The sequence below is a fragment of the Janthinobacterium sp. LPB2021202312-11-4 genome, assembly GCF_037049705.1.
Lineage (GTDB): Bacteria > Pseudomonadota > Gammaproteobacteria > Pseudomonadales > Pseudomonadaceae > Aquipseudomonas.
In genome coordinates, this window is the sequence record NZ_JBAGKV010000010.1 from 141025 (window position 1) to 160614 (window position 19590).

General features: G+C 62.9%; 22 protein-coding genes. 1 reads left to right on the plus strand and 21 read right to left on the minus strand.

The window, feature by feature from the left end; genetic code table 11:
• Positions 1-14: 14 nt before the first annotated feature.
• From V5E99_RS13425 to V5E99_RS13525, 21 genes are all read right to left on the minus strand, one after another.
• Complete coding sequence (locus tag V5E99_RS13425; RefSeq protein ID WP_499802855.1) at positions 15-1241, minus strand: beta-ketoacyl-ACP synthase; 1227 nt, start codon at positions 1239-1241, stop codon at positions 15-17.
• Positions 1241-1969, minus strand: a complete 729-nt coding sequence (fabG, locus tag V5E99_RS13430; protein ID WP_499802856.1) for a 3-oxoacyl-ACP reductase FabG — start codon at positions 1967-1969, stop codon at positions 1241-1243. The genes V5E99_RS13425 and fabG overlap by 1 nt, the downstream gene beginning before the upstream one ends.
• Positions 1969-2427 carry a hotdog family protein gene (locus V5E99_RS13435; protein WP_499802857.1) on the minus strand — a complete coding sequence of 153 codons (459 nt, stop codon included), beginning with the start codon at positions 2425-2427 and terminating at the stop codon, positions 1969-1971. Before V5E99_RS13435 ends, fabG begins: the two co-directional genes overlap by 1 nt.
• Positions 2424-3620, minus strand: coding sequence for a beta-ketoacyl-[acyl-carrier-protein] synthase family protein (locus V5E99_RS13440; RefSeq protein ID WP_499802858.1), 1197 nt, complete (start codon positions 3618-3620; stop codon positions 2424-2426). Before V5E99_RS13440 ends, V5E99_RS13435 begins: the two co-directional genes overlap by 4 nt.
• Positions 3617-4102: a DUF3261 domain-containing protein gene (locus V5E99_RS13445; RefSeq protein WP_499802859.1), complete on the minus strand. Its 486-nt coding sequence runs from the start codon at positions 4100-4102 to the stop codon at positions 3617-3619. The genes V5E99_RS13440 and V5E99_RS13445 overlap by 4 nt, the downstream gene beginning before the upstream one ends.
• A 119-nt stretch (positions 4103-4221) precedes the next feature.
• Positions 4222-4947 (minus strand): class I SAM-dependent methyltransferase, encoded by a 726-nt coding sequence (locus V5E99_RS13450; protein WP_499802860.1) that lies wholly within the window; start codon positions 4945-4947, stop codon positions 4222-4224.
• Positions 4944-6176: an NAD(P)/FAD-dependent oxidoreductase gene (locus tag V5E99_RS13455; protein WP_499802895.1), complete on the minus strand. Its 1233-nt coding sequence runs from the start codon at positions 6174-6176 to the stop codon at positions 4944-4946. Before V5E99_RS13455 ends, V5E99_RS13450 begins: the two co-directional genes overlap by 4 nt.
• Before the next feature lies 1 nt (position 6177).
• Entirely contained in the window at positions 6178-7338 is a 1161-nt protein-coding gene (locus V5E99_RS13460; protein WP_499802861.1) for a hypothetical protein, read from the minus strand.
• Positions 7335-7616, minus strand: a complete 282-nt coding sequence (locus V5E99_RS13465; RefSeq protein ID WP_499802862.1) for a hypothetical protein — start codon at positions 7614-7616, stop codon at positions 7335-7337. Before V5E99_RS13465 ends, V5E99_RS13460 begins: the two co-directional genes overlap by 4 nt.
• Positions 7613-9955, minus strand: a complete 2343-nt coding sequence (locus V5E99_RS13470) for an MMPL family transporter (protein ID WP_499802863.1) — start codon at positions 9953-9955, stop codon at positions 7613-7615. The genes V5E99_RS13465 and V5E99_RS13470 overlap by 4 nt, the downstream gene beginning before the upstream one ends.
• Positions 9939-10541 (minus strand): outer membrane lipoprotein carrier protein LolA, encoded by a 603-nt coding sequence (locus V5E99_RS13475; protein ID WP_499802864.1) that lies wholly within the window; start codon positions 10539-10541, stop codon positions 9939-9941. Before V5E99_RS13475 ends, V5E99_RS13470 begins: the two co-directional genes overlap by 17 nt.
• Positions 10538-10963: an acyl-CoA thioesterase gene (locus V5E99_RS13480; RefSeq protein ID WP_499802865.1), complete on the minus strand. Its 426-nt coding sequence runs from the start codon at positions 10961-10963 to the stop codon at positions 10538-10540. The genes V5E99_RS13475 and V5E99_RS13480 overlap by 4 nt, the downstream gene beginning before the upstream one ends.
• Positions 10956-12500 (minus strand): HAL/PAL/TAL family ammonia-lyase, encoded by a 1545-nt coding sequence (locus tag V5E99_RS13485; protein WP_499802866.1) that lies wholly within the window; start codon positions 12498-12500, stop codon positions 10956-10958. The genes V5E99_RS13480 and V5E99_RS13485 overlap by 8 nt, the downstream gene beginning before the upstream one ends.
• Positions 12481-13428, minus strand: coding sequence for a lysophospholipid acyltransferase family protein (locus V5E99_RS13490; RefSeq protein ID WP_499802867.1), 948 nt, complete (start codon positions 13426-13428; stop codon positions 12481-12483). Before V5E99_RS13490 ends, V5E99_RS13485 begins: the two co-directional genes overlap by 20 nt.
• On the minus strand, positions 13425-14159 hold the full coding sequence (locus V5E99_RS13495; RefSeq protein ID WP_499802868.1) for a glycosyltransferase family 2 protein: 735 nt from the start codon (positions 14157-14159) through the stop codon (positions 13425-13427). The genes V5E99_RS13490 and V5E99_RS13495 overlap by 4 nt, the downstream gene beginning before the upstream one ends.
• A 56-nt stretch (positions 14160-14215) precedes the next feature.
• A complete protein-coding gene (locus tag V5E99_RS13500) occupies positions 14216-15895 on the minus strand; it encodes an ApeI family dehydratase (RefSeq protein ID WP_499802869.1) in 1680 nt (559 codons plus the stop codon).
• Positions 15892-16437 (minus strand): COG4648 family protein, encoded by a 546-nt coding sequence (locus V5E99_RS13505; RefSeq protein ID WP_499802870.1) that lies wholly within the window; start codon positions 16435-16437, stop codon positions 15892-15894. Before V5E99_RS13505 ends, V5E99_RS13500 begins: the two co-directional genes overlap by 4 nt.
• On the minus strand, positions 16434-16688 hold the full coding sequence (locus V5E99_RS13510; RefSeq protein WP_007992314.1) for an acyl carrier protein: 255 nt from the start codon (positions 16686-16688) through the stop codon (positions 16434-16436). Before V5E99_RS13510 ends, V5E99_RS13505 begins: the two co-directional genes overlap by 4 nt.
• Positions 16689-16697: 9 nt before the next feature.
• Positions 16698-16958 carry a phosphopantetheine-binding protein gene (locus V5E99_RS13515; RefSeq protein WP_122841506.1) on the minus strand — a complete coding sequence of 87 codons (261 nt, stop codon included), beginning with the start codon at positions 16956-16958 and terminating at the stop codon, positions 16698-16700.
• Positions 16939-17748: a lysophospholipid acyltransferase family protein gene (locus V5E99_RS13520; protein ID WP_499802871.1), complete on the minus strand. Its 810-nt coding sequence runs from the start codon at positions 17746-17748 to the stop codon at positions 16939-16941. Before V5E99_RS13520 ends, V5E99_RS13515 begins: the two co-directional genes overlap by 20 nt.
• Positions 17724-18443, minus strand: coding sequence for a beta-ketoacyl synthase chain length factor (locus tag V5E99_RS13525; protein ID WP_499802872.1), 720 nt, complete (start codon positions 18441-18443; stop codon positions 17724-17726). Before V5E99_RS13525 ends, V5E99_RS13520 begins: the two co-directional genes overlap by 25 nt.
• A 362-nt stretch (positions 18444-18805) precedes the next feature.
• On the opposite strand from V5E99_RS13525, the gene V5E99_RS13530 reads away from it, so the two are divergent.
• Positions 18806-19576, plus strand: coding sequence for a ParA family protein (locus V5E99_RS13530; RefSeq protein ID WP_499802873.1), 771 nt, complete (start codon positions 18806-18808; stop codon positions 19574-19576).
• The last annotated feature ends 14 nt before the right edge of the window (positions 19577-19590 follow it).

Genomic DNA, 19590 nt, shown 5'->3' on the forward strand with positions numbered 1-19590 from the left:
CTTGATTAATACGGTTACGACCAGCGGCGGAAGATCAGCGAAGTGTTGACGCCGCCGAAGGCGAAGTTGTTGTTCATCACGTATTGGTTGCTCATCTGCCGGAACTCGCCGCGCAGGTAATCGAGCTTGCCGCAGTGCGGGTCAACCTCGTCGAGGTTGAAGGTGTGCACGTACAGGTCGCGGTTCATCATCTCGATGCTGAACCAGGACTCCAGCGCACCGCAGGCCCCGAGGGTGTGGCCGAGGAAACTTTTTTGTGAACTGATCGGCATGTGTTCGCCGAACAATGCACTGGTGGCCAGGGTTTCGGCGATGTCGCCCTGTTCGGTGGCGGTGCCGTGACCGTTCACATAACCGATGTCCGACGGCTGCAAACCGGCGTCTTCCAGGGCCAGTTCCATGGCCCGGCGCATGGTTGCCTGTTCGGGGCGGGTGGTGTGCTGGCCGTCGGCGTTGCTGCCGAAGCCGACGAGTTCGGCGTGGATGTGCGCGCCACGGGCCAGGGCGTGTTCGAGTTCTTCGAGCACCAGCATGCCGCCGCCTTCACCGATCACCAAACCGTCGCGACCCTTGTCGTACGGGCGGGGGGAGGTTTGCGGCGCATCGTTTTTCAGGCTGGTGGCGTAGAGCGCATCGAAGACCATGGCTTCGGTCGGGCACAGTTCTTCGGCGCCGCCGGCCAGCATCAACGGCAGACGTCCGAACTTGATCGATTCGTAGGCGTAGCCGATGCCCTGGCTGCCGCTGGTGCAGGCGCTGGAGGTCGGGATCAAACGGCCGGTGAGGCCGAAGAAAATGCTGATATTCGCCGCCGTGGTGTGCGGCATCATCCGCACGTAGGAGTTGGCGTTCAGGCCTTCGGCCACCGAGTTGAGCAGCATGTTGCCGAAGGCTTTGATCTCGTCGGTGCTGCCAGTGGATGAACCGCAAGCGACGCCCATGCGCCCGTCCTTGATCGATGCGTCGCCCAGCAGCCCGGCGTCGGCCAGCGCTTGTTCCGCCGCGCCCACAGCGAGCCGCGACACGCGGCCCATGCTGCGCAGTTGTTTGCGGGTCCAGTGGCTCGGCACTTTGAAGTCATCGATTGGCCCGGCCAGGCGCGTGTTGAGCTCGGTAAACCGATCCCACTCGTCCATCCGCCGGATGCCGCTGCGGTTGGCTTTGAAGTTGGCGGCGATGGTCTCCCAGTCGCTGCCCAATGAGGTGATGCCGGCCATGCCGGTGACGACGACGCGCTTCATCAGCACAAGCCTCCGTTGACGGCCAGAACCTGGCGGGTGATGTACGAGGCTTCCGCCGACATCAGGAAATTCACCGCGCCGGCCACCTCTTCAGGAGTGCCCATGCGTTGTGCGGGGATCATTTTCATCAGTTCTTCCACCGGCACGTTTTCGTCGAGCATGGCTGTGTCGATCAGGCCGGGTGCGACACAGTTGACGGTGATCTTGCGCTTGCCCAGTTCGATCGCCAACGCTTTCGCCGCGCCGATCAACCCGGCCTTGGAGGCGCTGTAGTTGACCTGCCCGCGATTGCCGATCAACCCGGAAACCGACGTGATGCACACAATCCGCCCGGCGGCGCGACGACGAATCATCGGCATCATCACCGGGTGCAACACGTTGTAGAAACCGTCGAGGTTGGTGCGCATCACCACGTCCCAATCATCCTCGCTCAGCGCCGGAAAAGCACCGTCGCGGGTCAGGCCGGCGTTGAGCACCACGCCGTAATAGGCGCCGTGGGCTTCAACGTCTGCTTCGAGAATGGCTTTGCAACTGGCGCGGTCGGACACGTCGAATTGCAGCACGCGGGCGTTGCGGCCCAGCGCTTCGACTTCGGCCTTCACGGCTTCGGCTTCGGCCACACCGCTGCGGCAATGCAGCACGATGTCGTGCCCGGCCTGGGCCAGACGCAACGCGATGGCGCGGCCAATGCCACGGCTGGAGCCGGTGACCAGTACGGATTCAGTCATCACTCGACTCCTTGGGTTTCTTGAAGATAGTGCGCCGCTTGCGGCGGGCGATACACGTTCAGCCGGGCGGTGGCGTGGATGCCGGGGGCGTTGATGTGGCATTCGAACACGCCCATGCCGCTGTCGTCTTCCAGGGAGCGCACCCCGTGGATGGTCAGTTCGGTGCCGACGGGAAAGTGTTCGACGTTGCATTCGAATTTGCGGGTGCCGAGCAGAAAGCCCAACTCCACCGCATCGCCGCGCGCACGGGCATGGCAACCGGCGTAAGCGGCGACGCTTTGCGCCATCAACTCGATGCCAACCCACGCCGGCAGACTGCCGTCGGCACGGTTGAACAGGCCACCGGGCTTGACGGTGAGGCGGGTGTGAATCTGCTCGTCATCGAACGACAGGATCTGCTCGATGAGGATCATGTCGCCAGCGTGAGGCAGCAGTTCGGCGAGCGGCCAGTCAATCATGGGGCGTCTCCGATAATCAGGCTGACGTTATTGCCACCGAAGGCAAACGAATTGCTCATCAGGTAGCGGGGTGCAATGGACGCCAGGCGATGGGCCGGGGTCACCCAATTCAATGGCGGCAGGTCCGGGTCGGGCTGGCCGTCCCAGATGTGCGGCGGCAGGGTGTGCTGGGGATTGTCGGCGCTCAGGCTCAACCAGCAGAACGCCGCTTCCAGGGCCCCGGCGGCGCCGAGGGTGTGACCGGTCATCGGTTTGGTCGACGAGCACGGCACGCCGTCCGGGAACACCGCCGAAACGGCCAGGCTTTCCATGGCGTCGTTGTGTTGGGTCGCGGTGCCGTGCAGGTTCAGGTAGCTGATTTGCGAGGCTTGCAACGCGGCGCGGCTCAAGGCTTTGCGCATCGCTTGTTGGGCGCCACGGCCCGTCGGTTCCGGCGCGGAAATGTGGTGTGCGTCAGAGCTGGCGCCGCTGCCGAGCAGGGCAATCGCCGGGCCGTCGCCGACACTTTTGCTCATCAGAAACAGCACGGCCGCTTCGCCGATGTTGATGCCGTTGCGGTTGGCGGAAAACGGATTGCAGCGTTGCTCGGACACCGCTTCCAGGGCCGAAAAACCGTTGAGGGTCAGCTTGCACAAACTGTCGACGCCGCCGCACAGCACCGCGTCGCACATGCCCAGATCGAGCAAGCGCTGGGCACTCATCAACGCCCGGGCGCTGGAGGTGCACGCGGTGGAAATCACGTAGGCGGGGCCGCTCACTTGCAGCCAGTCGGCGAGAAAGTTGGCCGGCGCGCCGAGCTCCTGCTGCTGATAGTCGTAGTCGGCGGGGAATTCATGCTCGCGGATGTAATGGGCCAAGCCGCGACTGGCTTCGTCGATGCCCGAGGTGCTGGTGCCGAGCACGATGCCGATGCGTTCGCGGCCGTAGGTCTGGATCGCTTGATCGATCTCGGGGCGAATTTGCAGCGCGGCTTCCAGCAGCAGTTGATTGTTGCGGCTGCGTTGCTCGGCCAGTTCCGGTGGAATCGGCGCCAATTCACCGCGCACGGCGGCCACCGGCAACGCACGCTCCGCCACCCAACCGGCCTCGCTTTGCATGCCTGAACAGTCGCCGGCAAACAGGTTGCGCGCGACTTCCTGCTTGTCGCGACCCAGGGCGCAAATCACCCCCAGTGCGTTCAACCAGACAGTCATGGCGTGTCCCCGCTCAGCGGCGTGACTTGGTATTTCGGGCCTTTGGGCAGGTTCAATTCAAAGCTCATGGGGCGTGAATAACGAACCTCCCAGCGCTCGGGCAGGGAACGTTGCCCGCCATGCTGCCAGGCGTCGGGATAGTTACTGCGCAACTCGGCTTCAGGGGTCAGGGCAAATAGCAGCGCGGCGAACAACTCGCGGGCCTCCGGGTTGGGTGGCAACAGACCATCGGCCTGCCAATCATCGCCGATCAGCTTCTGCCGAGCCTGAGGAATGCCGAGCAAATCCATCATCGACCAACGCAGCGCCGGGCCTTCCTGCTGGATCACCAATACCCAGTCCTGACGCTGGTCAGCCATCAGGCGCTGGATGTGCAGTTGCAGTGGCAGCGCGAGGGTCGGGCTGTGCTCGGGCAGCGGGGCGCGGCTGGCGCAAGCGCTCAGCAGCAGAGCACAGGCCACCAGTACAAATCGCAACAACACCACAAACCCTGTGGGAGCGGGCTTGCTCGCGAATGCGTCGGCACATTCAACACTTTCGTCGACTGACACTCCGCTTTCGCGAGCAAGCCCGCTCCCACAGTTTTGAATTGCGCTAGACATCAAACAGCACCTTCAAGCGGCTTGCGCGCCACGACGTTGACCAGGGTTTCTTCCCGTTGGCCAAAGGGCTTGGGCTTGCGTAAACCCCACCGTTCAAGCAACCCGAAATCCTTGGCACGGCTCCACCACAAGTACGGGTAAGACACGTTCTGCGGCCCGAATTCAAAACCCTGCTGGCGAATCATTTCCAGATACCCGGCTGCGCTCTTCTGCACATGCATCGGATGGCGGAACAACCAGCGAATCACCCACGTATCAATGTAAGCCTCGGTGGACTCGGCGAACAGCAGATAGCCGCCGGGCTTGAGCACGCGGTAGAACTCGGCCAGGGCCAGATCCTGCTCGACGAGGTGATGAAAGGTCTGGTGGCAGAACAGCAGATCGACGCTGGCGTCCGGCACGTTGAGCGTCGCGCAATCGCTGCCGATCAGCTCCACGGTCATGCCCTGACGCGCCGCTTCTTCAGCGCTGAGGTTCAGGCTGTGCGGGTCGGCATCGACGCCGATCAAGCGCTGGGGCGCGAAGGTCTGGCGCAGGTACTGGAACGACTTGCCCTGACCGCAACCGGCATCCAGCAACACCGGGCTGCCAGGCAGCGCGTCACTGAACAAACCGCGCAGGTCATTGATCGCCACCCGCAGCACGTGGTGCTGCCAGGTGTGGCTGCGCAGGAACCAGAAACCGAACTTGGTTTCTTCGACGTAGTTGTCGCTCAGGTAACTCATGTCGTTTCCCTTGCGCAGATCTCCGAAATCACCTTCAACCGGCGCTTCGCTTCGCTGACGAACGGGTTGCGTTCATCCCAGGCGTAACCGGCGAGGATCGAGGCGATCATGCGGCGGATGTCCGTGGAACTGCCGTCGTGGAAAATCACGTCCTGGAAGGTCCCGGCGTACCAGCCTTCGACGTAGCAGCGGAAGGTGTCCACGCCGCGTTTCAACGGGTCGGCGAACTCGGTTTGCCAGTCCACGCTTTCGCCCTGCAATTGGCGATGCAACACGGCGGCGGCCATGCTCGCCGAGCGCATGGCAATGGTCACGCCGGAGGAGAACACTGGGTCGAGGAATTCCGCTGCGTTGCCCAGCAGCGCGAAGCCCGGGCCGTGCAGGGTTTTAACATTGGCCGAGTAGCCACCGATGGTCCGCGCCGGGGTGTCCCACACCGCGTTGTTCAGGACGCCGGACAGGCTTGGGGTTTCGGCGATAAAGCCGCGCAGGCACTCGTCGAGATCATCGGTGCGCCCTTCGAAATGCTCGGCGGCCGCCACCACGCCCACCGAGCAACGACCGTTGCTGAACGGAATGCTCCAGAACCAGATATCGCGATGGAGCGGGTGGGTGGTGACGAGAATCTTGGTGCGGTCGAAGGCCGGGTTATCAATGTGGTCTTCGACGTGGGTGAACACCGCTTGGCGCACCGGGAAATTCGACGGCGCCTCCAGGTCTAGCAAACGAGGCAACACCCGGCCGTAGCCGCTGGCGTCGAGCACAAAGTCGGCTTCGACGCAGTACTCAGTACCGTCCTCGCGCAGCACGTTCAGCTGCGGTTTCGGCAAGTTGAAATCGGCGCTGACGATGGCTTCGCCGTAGCGCAATTCCACGCCTTGCAACGCCGCTTGATCAGCCAGCAGTTTGTCGAAATCGGCGCGTTGTACCTGGAACGTGGTCGGCTTGCCGTCGCTGAACGTGTCACTAAAATCGAACGCGCTGTAATGCTCGCCCCAGGCGAACGCGGCGCCGGTTTTTATTTGAAACCCAGCGGCGTTCACCGCGTCGAGCATGCCGGCTTCTTCAACGAAGTCCAGGCAGTGGGACAGCAGGCTTTCGCCGATGGAAAACCTTGGAAAGTGTTGACGCTCGATCACCAGTACATCGTGACCCTTGCGCTTGAGCAGCGCGGCGGCGATGGCGCCCGAAGGGCCAGCACCGATGACCACCACCTGACGACATTCCATTTCAATTGTTGGCACGGGAGCTCCTTGCCGGGGCGGCGATATTCAGCGGGGTTTGATGCATGCCGGCCAGTGCCGGCAGCAGTGTGGCGATCAGGCCCATCAACATCAGCGCAAAGTACAGCGCCGGGCTGATGAGCTGTTGTTGCAGCAGCAGGTTGAGAAAGACGATTTCACTCAAGCCGCGAATGTTCAGCAGCAGGCTTTCGCGCCAGCGGCTGGCGCCGTCAAACGACGCGCCGGCCCAGCCGAGGCCGAGCCAGTTGCCCAGCAGTTTGCTGAGGATCGGCAACAACAGCAGCGCCGCCAGTTGCATCCAGCCGAGGCTGGCCATGGCGCTGTGCACATCGATTTGTACGATGCCGAAGGTGAGGATCAGCGGGATGGCGATCCAGGTCTGCAAACGATTCATCCACCGCGCCGGCAACGGCAACACCAGCGGCACTTTCAGCGCGGCCATGCACAGCAAATAGCCGATGCCGAAAATCAGCGCATTGAGCTTGAAGTGCTCGGCCACCACCAGCAGCGCGAAGAAGCAGCCACTGTGCAGCAGCGGTTGGCGCAAGCCGAGCAAGCGCAACAGCAACGGCAGGCAAGCGCCCGCCAGCGGCAGCAACAAACTGCTCAGGTGCAGGCTGCCCTGGGCGAAGCCGAACAGCGTCCAGCACGTGAGGTCGATGAGGATCGCGGTTTGCACCAGACGCCGGGTGGCGGCGGGCGGATAGCTGATGTGGCGCAGGTACAAATACAACACCGGGATCGCGGTAATCGCGAACACCAAACCGACCGCCAACGAACTGATCCACGCTTGCGTCGGCAACAGCCACACCGCCGTCGCCAGGCCACAGGCGAACGGCAGGCAGAAACTTGGGAGGGCGATTTTCAGGCTCTGGCGATCTAGCCGCAGGTCGATCACGTCGCTGAGAATGTGCCCCAGCAGTAGGGCGAAACTCAGGCTGTAGAGGTTTTTCAGCCACACCGGGGAAATCAGTTCGGCGCCGCTGAGCTGCCAGCCCGGTTCGATCCAGACGTACATCAACAGCGGCAAACCGAAAGTCGCCAGCAGCAACTGGCTGACAATCGGGATTAGTCCGAAATGCCGACCAACGCGGGTGGCGACGGCGAACATCCCCAGGGTCATCGCCCAAAACAGCAGGATCATCATGCCGTCTGCTCCGCAACCGGAACGGTGTGAACATGGCGCCCAGCCCACGGCGCGAGGATGAAGCTGAACGCCAGACCCAGGCTCACCGACAGGCCGAAGTTGCTCACCGCCGGCGTACTCGACACCGCCAACAAACCGAACGACAGCCACGTGGTCAACGCCGCCAGCATCGCCAGCAGCAACTGGCTGACAATCGGGATTAGTCCGAAATGCCGACCAACGCGGGTGGCGACGGCGAACATCCCCAGGGTCATCGCCCAAAACAGCAGGATCATCATGCCGTCTGCTCCGCAACCGGAACGGTGTGAACATGGCGCCCAGCCCATGGCGCGAGGATGAAGCTGAACGCCAGACCCAGGCTCACCGACAGGCCGAAGTTACTCACCGCCGACGTACTCGACACCGCCAGCAAACCGAACGACAGCCACGTGGTCAACGCCGCCAGCAAGGTGCCCAGCAGGCTCACAGCGGCGCCGCCGACCTGTTCGCGCATGAGGATCGCGTAATCGACGCTGATCGCCGTGATCAGTAGCAGGCCGAACAGGCTGAACAGCGTCAGTGGCTGGCCGAGCCAACCGAGGCTGGCCAGGCTGCACAGCGCCGCCAGCAACGGCAGGGCGACGATGCGCAAGGCGCCGCTGAGGCCGAACGGCAGGATCAGCACCAGCACGATCAGCGCGCAGGAAGCGAGTTTCAGTTCAGCGGCGCTGATTTGCGTCTGGGCGAAGACAGTGTTCAATTCACCGAGCCGATCCACCAGTTCCACACCCGGCAAGTCCAGGGCCTGGACCCGCAACAGCGACGGGTTGTTCAAGCCTTGCAGGCTGACCATCGCCGCCACGCCGCCGTCAGCGGTCGGCCCCAGCCACAGAGGGCGATAAGGTTCGGCCAATGGCCCGACCAGTGCGGCGTCGATGTCTTCGATGGGCAGCGCCTGCAACTTGGCCAACTCGGCGTGCAGCGCCTCGGCCGGCACGCCGACGTCGAGCAACGGCTGCCAGAATTGCGGAAGCTTGCTCAGCGCCTCGCGGACCTGTTTCTGCTCGCTCGGTTGGCTGACCAATTGATTGAGGGACAGAAAACCCTGGAGCTTATCGAGGTTGACCAGTTGCTCCAGCCGATCGCTCAGGGCGCTCTGGCGTTCGAGCAGCTCCTGTTGATTGGCCGCGCGGATCAGGAAGAACTGACTGGTCGGTTGGTAACCGGTGATGCGCGCAATGGCTTGGGCTTCGTCGGTCAGGTGCTGGGGCATGCCGACCCACTGGCGGATGTCGTTCTTCGTGCTGAGTTGCAACAGACCGCCGACACAGAAGGCGATCAACAGCGCCAGCAACACCGGTGTGCGGGCACGTTGGAGCATTGCTTCACGCAGGTTGACCAAAAACTCGGCGACCCGCAGCGGCCATTGCGCCGGGCGCAGGTCGGCGCCCTTGAGCAGCGCGGGCAGCAGGCACACCGCCGACAGGTAGGCACCGACCAGCCCGGCGGCGGAGAACGCGGCGATTTGCGTCAGCGCCGGGAACGGTGTCCAGGCCAGCGCGAGGTAGCCGATGCAACTGGTGATCAGGCTCAGGGTCAGCCCCGGCAGGGTCAGGCGCAGGGCGGGCCAACTGTGCCAGGGTTTCAGGCTCCAGCTCTTGGACAGGTAATGCAGCGGGTAATCGACCGCGACGCCAATCAGGCTGGAACCGAGCACCAGCGTCATCACATGCATATGGCCGAACAACGCCACGCAAGCCACCATGCCGAACAACATCCCCACCAGCACCGGGACGAACGCGAGCAACACGCGCAAGCGCCGGAACGCCAGCAACAGCAACAACAGGATGCCCAACGTGGCGCCGCCACCGACCCAGGTCATTTCCCGGGTCGCTTGCTGCTGACCGTTAGCCGCGTAGAGCAAGCCACTGGCGGCGAGCAATTGCACATCGCTCCGGGCGGCTTCTTCGCGACTGTGTTTGAGCAATTCGGCCACTTGCAGCGGCAGGTTCATATCGAACGCATTGCCGGTGGTGCGCGCGCGCAGCAGCACCCAACTCTTGCCGTCGGCCTCGGCGATCAACGCGCCGCTGCCGATGTCCAGTTGCACCGCGCCGTGTTGCGGCTGGCTGTTCTGGATGCGCCCGGTCAGGCCCAGCCAGTCGTCCTGGCTTGGCACCAGGCTGAAACCGGTGAACGGGTCGAACAGCGCTTGCACCCGTTGCTGGATAAATGCGTCGGGATGTTCGATCAGTTGTTGCCGATCCGCGTCCGCGAGCATCGCCAGCCGACCTTGCAGTAACTGGGCGCGCAGGGCGGGCAAGTCGGCTTGCAAGTTCCACTGGACTTTTTCGAACAGACCACTGGCTTGCCACTGTTCGCCGATTTTCTGCGCCATGGCCACGGCATGCTGGCGGTCGGTGTGGCCGACCAGCACCAGCATTTCGCGGTTCAGCGGTTCCTGCATGCGTTGTTCGGCCCGCAGTTCCAGCGCGTCCGGCGTCGTGCCGGGCACCAGTTCCATCAGGTTGGCCGACAGCGGCGCGCCGTCACGCCATTGCCAACCTGCGAGCGCGAGCACCGCCAGCAGCAGGATCAGGAACAGCCGTGGCAGCATCCGTTCACTCGGCAAAGTCATGTTGCTCCGCGTCGCTCAACGGTTGGGCGCTGGTGGTGTCCTGCATGCGCATGACGGTGCTGTCACCTTGGGTTTCCAGCAGTTCGATGCTGTTCACCAACTCACCGCCATCGATGTTGATCTGGTTGAACACTTGCTTGAGCAACATCGAACGCGGGGTCAGGGTCAGTTTCCATTTCTGCGCATCGCCGCTCAGTGCCAGCTCGAAATCCCGTTGCAAACCGCTGCTGTCGCCTTGCAGCACGGCGAGGAACAAACGGTTCTGCTCGGCCCCGGCGCTCTTGCCCGGCAGCAATTGCCAGCCGTTGGCATCACGTCGGGCGATGCCTTTGGCGTTGATTCGGTAATCCTGTTGCAGCGGGGTTTTCAGCAGCCAGAGCAGGCCGTGGTTTTTCGCCAGGACGAAGGTGCCCTTGCTGGTCAGCGGTTGCGGCAGGGCGCGCAGGTGTTTTTCCTGGATGAAGTGGCCGTGGATCACGTCGGGCTTGGCCAGTTGATCGCTGAGTTGTTGCAGGTCGAAGGCATGGGCCATCGAGGCCAGGCCCAGCAGCGCCAGCGCGCCGAGGCATTTGAAAACGGTGTTCATGGCAGCATCCTTTCAACAGCGTCGGTGAAGACTTTCGGCGAGGCCAGTTGCATCTCGCGGCTGCTCATGTCGACCGCGACTTGCACCGAGCTGGCGCGGGTCAGGCGTTCACCGGTTGCCAAATCGCTGATCAGGTAGTTGATCTTCAAACGGTTTTCCCACTCCACCAGACTGGCGCGCACATTGAGCTTCTGACCGAACACCGCGCCGCGCACGTAGCGCAGTTGCAGGTCGATCACCGGCCAGGCGAAACCCGACTCGACCATCGCGGTGTAGTTGTGGCCGAGCTTGTCCAGCAGGGCACAGCGGGCGACTTCCAGGTATTTGACGTAATGGCCGTGCCAGACCACATGCATGGTGTCGACGTCAAAGAACGGCACGAGGATTTCCGTATCGGCGTGAAGCACTCCCTTGCTACGCATGCAGCCTCCAGTGTTGCTCGGCGATACGTTTGAGGCACAGGCGCAGTTCGCCTTCCAGGGCGCGGTCCTCGATGACCGGCGGGAAATCCTTGGCCAGCTCTTCGTGCATCGCCGCCAGGGACGGCGGCAATGGCCGGGCGTCTTCGGCCCGACTCCGCAGCCAGACCCCTTGGTTGGCGGCCAACAGGGTCGCGGCGGCGACTTGTTCGGTCAGTTCCAGCACACGGATCGCATCCCGGGCGGCGATGGTGCCCATGCTCACCTTGTCCTGGTTGTGGCACTCGGTGGAGCGCGAGAACACGCTGGCCGGCATCGTATTTTTCAGGGCTTCGGCGGTCCAGGCACTGGTGCCGATCTGCACGGCTTTGAAGCCATGATTGAGCATCGCCCGGTCAGCGCTGGCGCCGGACAGGTTGCTCGGCAAGCCATGGTTGTAACGCTCGTCCACCAGCAACGCGAGTTGCCGATCCAGCAAGTCAGCGACGTTGGCGACGAGGTTTTTCAAGCTGTCCATGGCGAACGCGATGTGGCCGCCGTAGAAGTGCCCGCCGTGCAGCACGCGTTCGGCTTCGGCGTCGATGATCGGGTTGTCGTTGGCGCTGTTGAGCTCGATCTCGATGAACGAACGCAGCCAGTTCAGGCTGTCGGCCAGCACACCGAGCACGTGCGGCGCGCAACGCAGCGAGTAACGGTCTTGCAGGCGATGCAGCGGCGCGGTCGGCGCGTCGATAGCCAGATCCTTGCGCAGCCACGCAGCGACTTGCATCTGCCCCGGGTGTGGTTTGGCGGCGAACAGGCGTTCGTCGAAATGCTCAGGATTGCCTTGCAGCGCCACCACGTTCAACGCGGTGATGCGCGTGGCCAGTTGCAGCAGGTAATCGGCGCGGGCAAACGCGAGGCAGGCGAGGCCGGTCATCACGGCGGTGCCGTTCATCAGCGCCAGGGCTTCTTTGGGGCGCAGCACCAGCGGCTGCCAACCGAGTTCGCGATGCACATCGGCGGCTTGGCGGCGTTCGCCACGGAACAGCACTTCGCGCTCGCCGGACAAGGTCGCGGCGACGTAGGACAGCGGCGTCAAATCACCGCTGGCGCCCACCGAACCCTCTTCCGGGATCAGCGGCAGGATGTCGTGTTCAAGGAACGCTTGCAGGCGTTCCAGCAGCTCCACACGAACCCCGGAAACGCCATGGCACAACGACTGCAAACGCGCCGCCAGCACCGCACGGGTGGCCTGGGCATCGAGCAATTTACCCAAGCCGCAGCCGTGAAAGGTATAGAGATGACGCGGCAGCGCTTCGACGTGATGCAGCGGCACGGCGACCACGCAGGAATCGCCGTAACCGGTGGTCACGCCGTAGATCACGCCTTCCTTGTCCAGCAGCGAATCTAGGAATCGCGCGCCTTTGGCGATGCGCTCGCGGTAGTCAGGGTCGCCCTGCAACTGCGTTGGCGCCTGACGGTTGGCCAGCGCCAGCACGTCTTCGATGCGCAAAGGGAGTTCGCCGAAGGTTACCGGCTCAAGCGTTGGCGTCGTCATCGGTCTTCCAGAAAGGGTAAAAGTTGAACCATTGTTGAGGCGTTTCAAGGCAATAGTGACCCAAGCGTTCGGCGTAGCGGGAAGCCCACTGATGAATGACCTGTTCGCGGTCGCTGCGCTTCCACACCACGGCGTCGGCGAAGGGTTCGAGGGTCAGTCGATAGTCGCCACTTGGCTTCTTCAAACACAGCAACAGATTGACCGGGCACTTGAGCAAACCGGCCAGCAGCCACGGGCCCTGGGGGAATGGCGCCGGGTGGCCGAGGAAGTCCACGGTCACGCTGCGCCCGCCATGCAGCGGCACGCGGTCGCCGGCAATCGCCAGCCACTCGCCGCGCTCCAGGCGTTCGTGCAGTTGCAGCATGATCACCGGGTCCAGTTCGCTGACCTGGATCAGCCGCAGATTGGTCGCCCCGGCCTCGCCGAGCAAACGGTTGAACTGCTCGGCGTGCTTGGTGTGCACCAGCACGTTCATCGTGACCTTTTCGCCAATCTCCGCCAGGGCGCGGCAGACTTCCAGATTGCCCAGGTGCGCGCCCACCAGCAGTTGCCCACGGGCGCCGCGCAGTTGGGTGCGCAACAGCGCCGGGTCGATGATTTCGATCTGCTCGATGCGCAATTTGCCGTTCCACACGTCGAGCTTGTCGAGCATCGAATCGGCGAAGGCCATGAACTGGCCGAAGACGCGCCAATGGGTCGGGCGCAATTCGACGCGACCGCTCCAGTCGGCGAGGCGTTGCTGGTATTGCCAGGCGCTTTTGCGCGCGCTGCGGCCGAACAGGAAAAAGTACAGAACGATGCCGTACAGCAACGGGCTCAACAGCCGCCGACCCAGGACTTTGGCGCAGAGGGCGGTGAATTTCATCAGCCAGAAACTGCCGCGTTCCTCGCGGTCAGCCCAATGCTTTTTATCCGTCTCAGTGCTCATGCTCGCCACCGTTGCCAGAGGATCACCGGAGCGCGCAGCAACATGCCGAAGAACAACCGGGTGTGCATGCTCGAAATCAGCACGTTGTCGTGGAACAGGCGAAAGTGCGAGACGCCGTCCAGCGGGTAATGAACCTTGGTTTGCAGCCATTGCATCGGCAGATTGCGCCAGGCCAGCCGCACCAGGATGTCGGAGTCGAAATCCATGCGTTTGCCGATCTTCGCCGAACTGATCAGCGCCAGGGTCGGTGGCAATGGATAGACGCGAAAGCCGCACATCGAATCGCGGATCTGCAACGACAGGGTGTTGATCCACACCATGACGTGGGTGAGGTAACGCGCATACAAACGGCCCTTGGGCACGCTGGCGTCGTAGAGCGGATAGCCGCAGATCACCGACTCGGGGTGGGCGCGGGACTGCTCGATAAACGTCGCGACGTCGGCGAGGTCGTGCTGGCCGTCGGCGTCCACTTGCAACGCGTGGCTGAAACCCAGGCGCGAGGCTTCGCGAAAACCGGTCATGACCGCGCCGCCCTTGCCCTGATTGACGGTGAGGCGGATCAGGTAGGTGTTGTCGCGATGGGCCAGTTGATCGAGCACTTTCGCGCAGGCCGGAGTGCTGGCGTCGTCCACCAGGATGCAGGGCAAACCTTGGGCGAGCAGCGCTTCGACCACGGTGGTGATCGCAGTTTCGTGGTTGTAGACCGGGATGATGGCGCAGGGGTTATGCATGGTTGCGTACACCTGATGCACCGAACCGACGGCTTCGCGAGCAACACTCACCAAACTTAAGCATCGGCCGCCTCCAGCACGATCCGCCCGCTGGAGCAGGTGGCGGTGTCGTTGCGAAAGGTGAAATACAACTTGCTGCGCACCGGGTCGAACCGCAGGTGCAACTGGATTTCGTCGCCAGGACGCACCAGTTGCTGAAATTTCAGCACTTCCATGCCGGCGAATTTAGCCGGCAAGTCCATCAATTGCTGACCCAGCAGCAACGCCCAATCCACCTGCACCACGCCGGGTAAAACCGGGGTTTGCGGGAAGTGGCCGCTGAAGTAGGCCAGGTCCGGCGGGATCGCCAGTTGCAGGCTCCATTCGCCGTCGGTCTGGAGCTGTTCCAGCACCTGCGGCGCTTTCGGGCGCGGCGCCAGCAGCAGGGCTTCGACGTCAGCCTGGGGCAGTTTGCCTTGGGCGTTCAGCGGCAGTTGTCGCAACAGGCGCCAGCGCCGAGGCAAGGCCAGGGCTTCGCAATGCTGGCTCAAGTGCTGACGCAGTTCTTGGGTGAGGCTGCGCCGACCCTGATTGCGCAAGGCATGCAGGCCTTGGGCGCTGAGCACCAGCAGCGCACCCAGGGAGGCGCGGTTTTCCTGGACCACACCCAGACGCGCTTCGGCGACCCAGTCGTGGGCCATCAGTGCCTGTTCCAGCATCGGGAGCGAGATACGTTTTTCTTCCAGTTTGACGATGCGGTCCAGCCGTCCGAGCAATTCGAAGCGGCCGTCGGCGCTGATTCGCGCGGCATCGGCCGTGTGTTCAATGTGCCCGGCCGGCAGGTACGGCGAGGCGATCAGCAGCGCGCCGTCGGTGTCCTGGCTCAGCACGACATCCGCGAACGGCTGCCAGAGGTCTTGCCCCTGACGCCAGGCGATGCCACCGGTTTCCGAGCTGCCGAGGATTTCCGTCGGCCATTGTTCCAGGCGTTCGAACAGACTTTGCGCCGCTTCGGCAGGCAGGGCACCACCGGAGGAAAACACCCGGCGCACGGCGCTCAGGGCTGGCCAGTCAAGGTTGTCGCCCATGCGCTTGAGCAGCGCCGGGCTGGCGACCCAGGCGAACGCCGGGTGTTCGCGGCTGGCGCGCTGCAAGTCTTCCGGGAAGGCCAGTTGCTTGCGCACGAACGGTCGTCCGGCGCACAGCGGCCAGAGCACCCGGAACAGCAAACCGTAAATGTGTTGGGTGGCGACGCTGCCGATGATGCAAGCCTGGCCCAGATCCGCGCCCCAGAGCTGTTCCAGGGCTTGAACTTCATTGGCCAGTTGCCGCAGGGTTTTGTCGATGCGCTTGGGTTCGCCGCTGGAGCCGGAGGTGCACAGGCTCAGTTGGCAGAGGTCCAGATCCAGCGCGGCGGCGGACAATGGCGGTTGACGATAATCGGCCAGGTGCGCGTCGTCGGGCTGATCGGTCAGCCACAGATCGACTTCGCTCGACCAGCGCTGGCGCGTCTGAGGTTGCAGATCGGCGGGCAGCAGCACGCTGACGTCCGCCCGCCAGGCACCGAGCAGGGCAATCGCCAGGTCAGCGGCGTCTTCCAGGTGCACGGCAATGCGCCGCACACCCTGGGCTTGCAGGCCGGCGGCGAGGCTCAGGGCCTGCTCGCACACTTGCGCGTGATTCAGCGCCGGTTCGGCCGTCACGGCACGTTCCGGTTGAGCCTTGAGCAGCAATTGCTCAAGCGTTATCCAAGTCATGGGTGGCCTCGTACCCGTTGTCGTATAAGCCATTCAATGGCAAACATCAGGCCGATCAACCCGTAGGAGATCAGGCCGGTGTACAACATCCACCAACTCAGCGGCGCCCACAGGGTCAGCGCGGCGGCGCACAATCCGTTGCAGAGAAAAAACACACTCCAGGCCACCGTGACCTGACGGGTGTAAACGATGGCCTTGGCCGGCAGGTGCGGTTCCCGCAGACGGGCCAGGCGTTCGGCCATCGGCGGGCCGTATTTCAGGCTCAGCCCGAACAGCGCCAACATGAAAGCGCTGATCAGCACCGGGTACCAACGCAACAGCGCCGGGCTGTCGAACAGTGCCAGCAACAGGCAAAACACGATGGCGACGCTGGCCATCCAGCGGTTGCCGGGCCGGCGTGTGCCGGTCAGCGCCCGCGCCAGCCACAGGCTGCCCAGCAGCAGGCCGAACTGCCACGGGGCGAAATGCTCCATGCCGAAATACACCGCAAAGGGGTACAGCAGGCCCGCCAGCAGCAGGCCAAGGCCGATCACTCGGCTCATGCGGCCGGTTGAACCAGACGGTAGACCGCCTCGACCACGTCGCTGACGGTACGCACCGATTTGAATTCTTCGGCGGCGATTTTCTTGCCGGTCTGGCGTTTGATGTGGTCGATCAGGTCGACGGCGTCGATGCTGTCGATTTCCAGGTCCTGATACAGGTTGGATTCCAGGCTGACGCGCTCGGGGTCCAGCTCGAAGAGTTCGACCAGGGCATCGCGCAGGGTGTTGAAAATGTCATCACGAGTTTGCATGGTCCGGTCTCAAGCTGCCTGTTTTGCAGTGACGAACGCCGCAAGGCTCGCCACGTTGCTGAAGTGATTACGGGTGTCCTTGGCGTCGGCGTCGATCTTGATGCCGTACTTTTTCTGGATGGCCAGGCCCAGCTCCAGGGCGTCGACCGAGTCCAGGCCCAGGCCTTCGCCGAACAGGGTCTGGTCGTCGCCGATGTCTTGCGCGCTGATGTCTTCGAGGCCGAGGGCGTCGATGATCAGTTGTTTTATCTCACGGTGCAGATCGCTCATCTTCGGCGAGCTCCTTAATAAAGTAGTGGTGCAAATAGTCGTTGAGCTTGCGCGAGGCCTGTGGCGGTGGCCCCTGCGCGGCGAAGGTCTGTGGGTCTATATCGGCCCCCACACGGAAACTGAAGTGCACACGGCGTTTCGGTATCCGATACCAGGGTTCGGCCTTGGTCAATGTGGTGGGGCTGACCTTGATAGTCACCGGGGTGAGGATTCTCGCACCGCGCAAGGCAATGGCCGCAGCCCCCCGATGAAAGGCCGGCGGCTGGCCGGGCTGGGTGCGGGTGCCTTCGGGAAAAATGATCAGGGTCTGGCCGCTTTTCAGCGCGTCGGCAGCGGCGTCGAGCATGTCCATGCTGCCGTCGTTGCTGATGTATTCGGTGCGGCGCAACGGCCCGCGTGTGAAGGGGTTGTCCCAGAGACTCTTTTTGACCACGCAGTTGGCGTGCGGCACCAGACCAATCAAAAACACCACGTCGATCAGCGACGGGTGATTGGCGATGATCATCTGCCCGGGGCGGCCGAGTTTTTCTGCGCCCTGGATGTCGTAGGTCAGCACACCGGTGCGGGCCATGAACCGGACAAAAAACCAGAAGCAGCGACTGACGGTTTTTCGCGCCCGCACCCGATGAGCCTGGGCATCGCCGGGCAGGCAGGCGAGCAGCGGGAAAACCAGCAGGCGCAGGCACAGCCCGCCCAACCCGAACAGGGTGAAGCTTGCGGCGGTGGCCAGCAGGCGCCAGTAGTAGGCGTCGCGGTTTTTATCGGCTACGGGTTGCGTTGCCAGGTCCATACACGATTTTTCCAGGCATGTTGGCAGGTTGACTGCTGGCCGAGCAGGGTACGCAAGAGATTCAGGGCATGGGGCCAGTGAGCGTTGGACAGCTCATCCGGGTGGCTGTTCAGGGACAACTGCCAGTCGGTGCCGGGGGTGATCAACAGGGCGACCGCATACGGGAACGGCACATCGTCGATCCAGGCCGAATAGGCCTCGGGCGGCTGCTCTTCGGTGACCACCAGCAGCACGGCGGGCGCCCCTTCCGAAAGCAGCGCCGCCGCCTCAAGCATGCCGTGTTCGAGGCCGTCGCCAGCGGCGGCCAGCGCGGTCATTTCGCTGGTTTCACCGCGCATGATCGACCACAGGCCGATGACCGCGTTGTGCACCGACAGGCTGAATTGGGTCGGCGACAGCGGCTGATCGGCGGCCAGGTCACTGAGGATTTCAAAGGTGCGCGGGGTCTCGCCGTGGCGGGAAATAAAGACCAGCGGTAGGTCTTGCCGACCATCGGCCAACGGCCAGCCGACACTGAACGCCATCCGCGCCAGGCGGCTGAGTCGACGGCGCTGCATGGCCGGCAGAAACGACACATCGGGGGCGGCATCGCTGCTCTGGAGCACGACCGGTTGTCGGCTCCAGGCCTGCCAATCGTCCACGCTTTCGAGCCCAGGGGCCCACGCGCGCCATTGGGCGATGTTGAAGTTGATCACAAAGATTCATCCCGCCCCTGCGGGCTTTCCTTGACGCAGTCAGTCGCACAATCTGCGGCCGACCTTACGTGGCGCTTGGCGCCGAGTGGTGCGCATTATCCCGGTGCGGTGGGCGTGTAGCAAATGCTGGTTACATTTTGCGCAATCAAATGTACCGGTTGGTCCGCGAAAAAGCTGTCGTATGGCCATTATCCACATTGCGCCGAGCGGGTCTGTCGGCTCTGTCTGCAATCAATGCGCGAGTTTGCGCGGTTTTCTTGAAGAGATTGCGCCTGACTCTGTAGTCCCTGTGACCGCGAGGTAGCTAAGCGAGGCCGTGGACTACTACACTCGGTCATTCTTTGATACACGGAGGTTTTGACATGCGGCGCGTGGTGTTCAATCAAAAAGGTGGTGTGGGCAAGTCCAGCATTGCCTGCAATCTGGCAGCGGTCAGTGCCAGCGAGGGTTATCGCACCCTGTTGGTGGATCTCGATGCCCAGGCCAACTCCACTCAGTACCTGACCGGCCTCACCGGTAATGACATCCCCATGGGGATCGCCGATTTTTTCAAGCAAACCCTGTCTTCCGGGCCGTTTTCGAAGAAAAACCAGGTCGATATCTACGAAACCCCGTTCGACAACCTCCATGTCATCACCGCCACCGCCGAGCTGGCCGATTTGCAGCCCAAGCTTGAGGCCAAACACAAGATCAATAAGCTGCGAAAACTGCTCGATGAGCTGAGCGAAGACTACGACCGGATCTACCTCGATACCCCGCCGGCGCTGAATTTCTATGCGGTGTCGGCGCTGATCGCTGCTGATCGTGTGCTTATCCCCTTCGATTGCGACAGCTTCTCGCGTCAGGCCCTCTATGGCCTGCTGGCGGAAATCGAAGAATTGAAGGAAGACCACAACGAAGGGCTGGAGGTCGAAGGCATCGTGGTCAACCAGTTCCAGGCTCGCGCGAGCCTGCCTCAGCAAATTCTCGATGAACTGATCGCTGAAGGCTTGCCAGTGTTGCCGGTGTACCTGGGCAGTTCGGTGCGCATGCGTGAGTCGCACCAGGCCAATACGCCGCTGATCCACCTCGATCCGCGACACAAGCTGACCCAGCAGTTCGTCGACCTGCATAACTTGCTGGAAAACGCCTGAGGGTCAAAAGATCG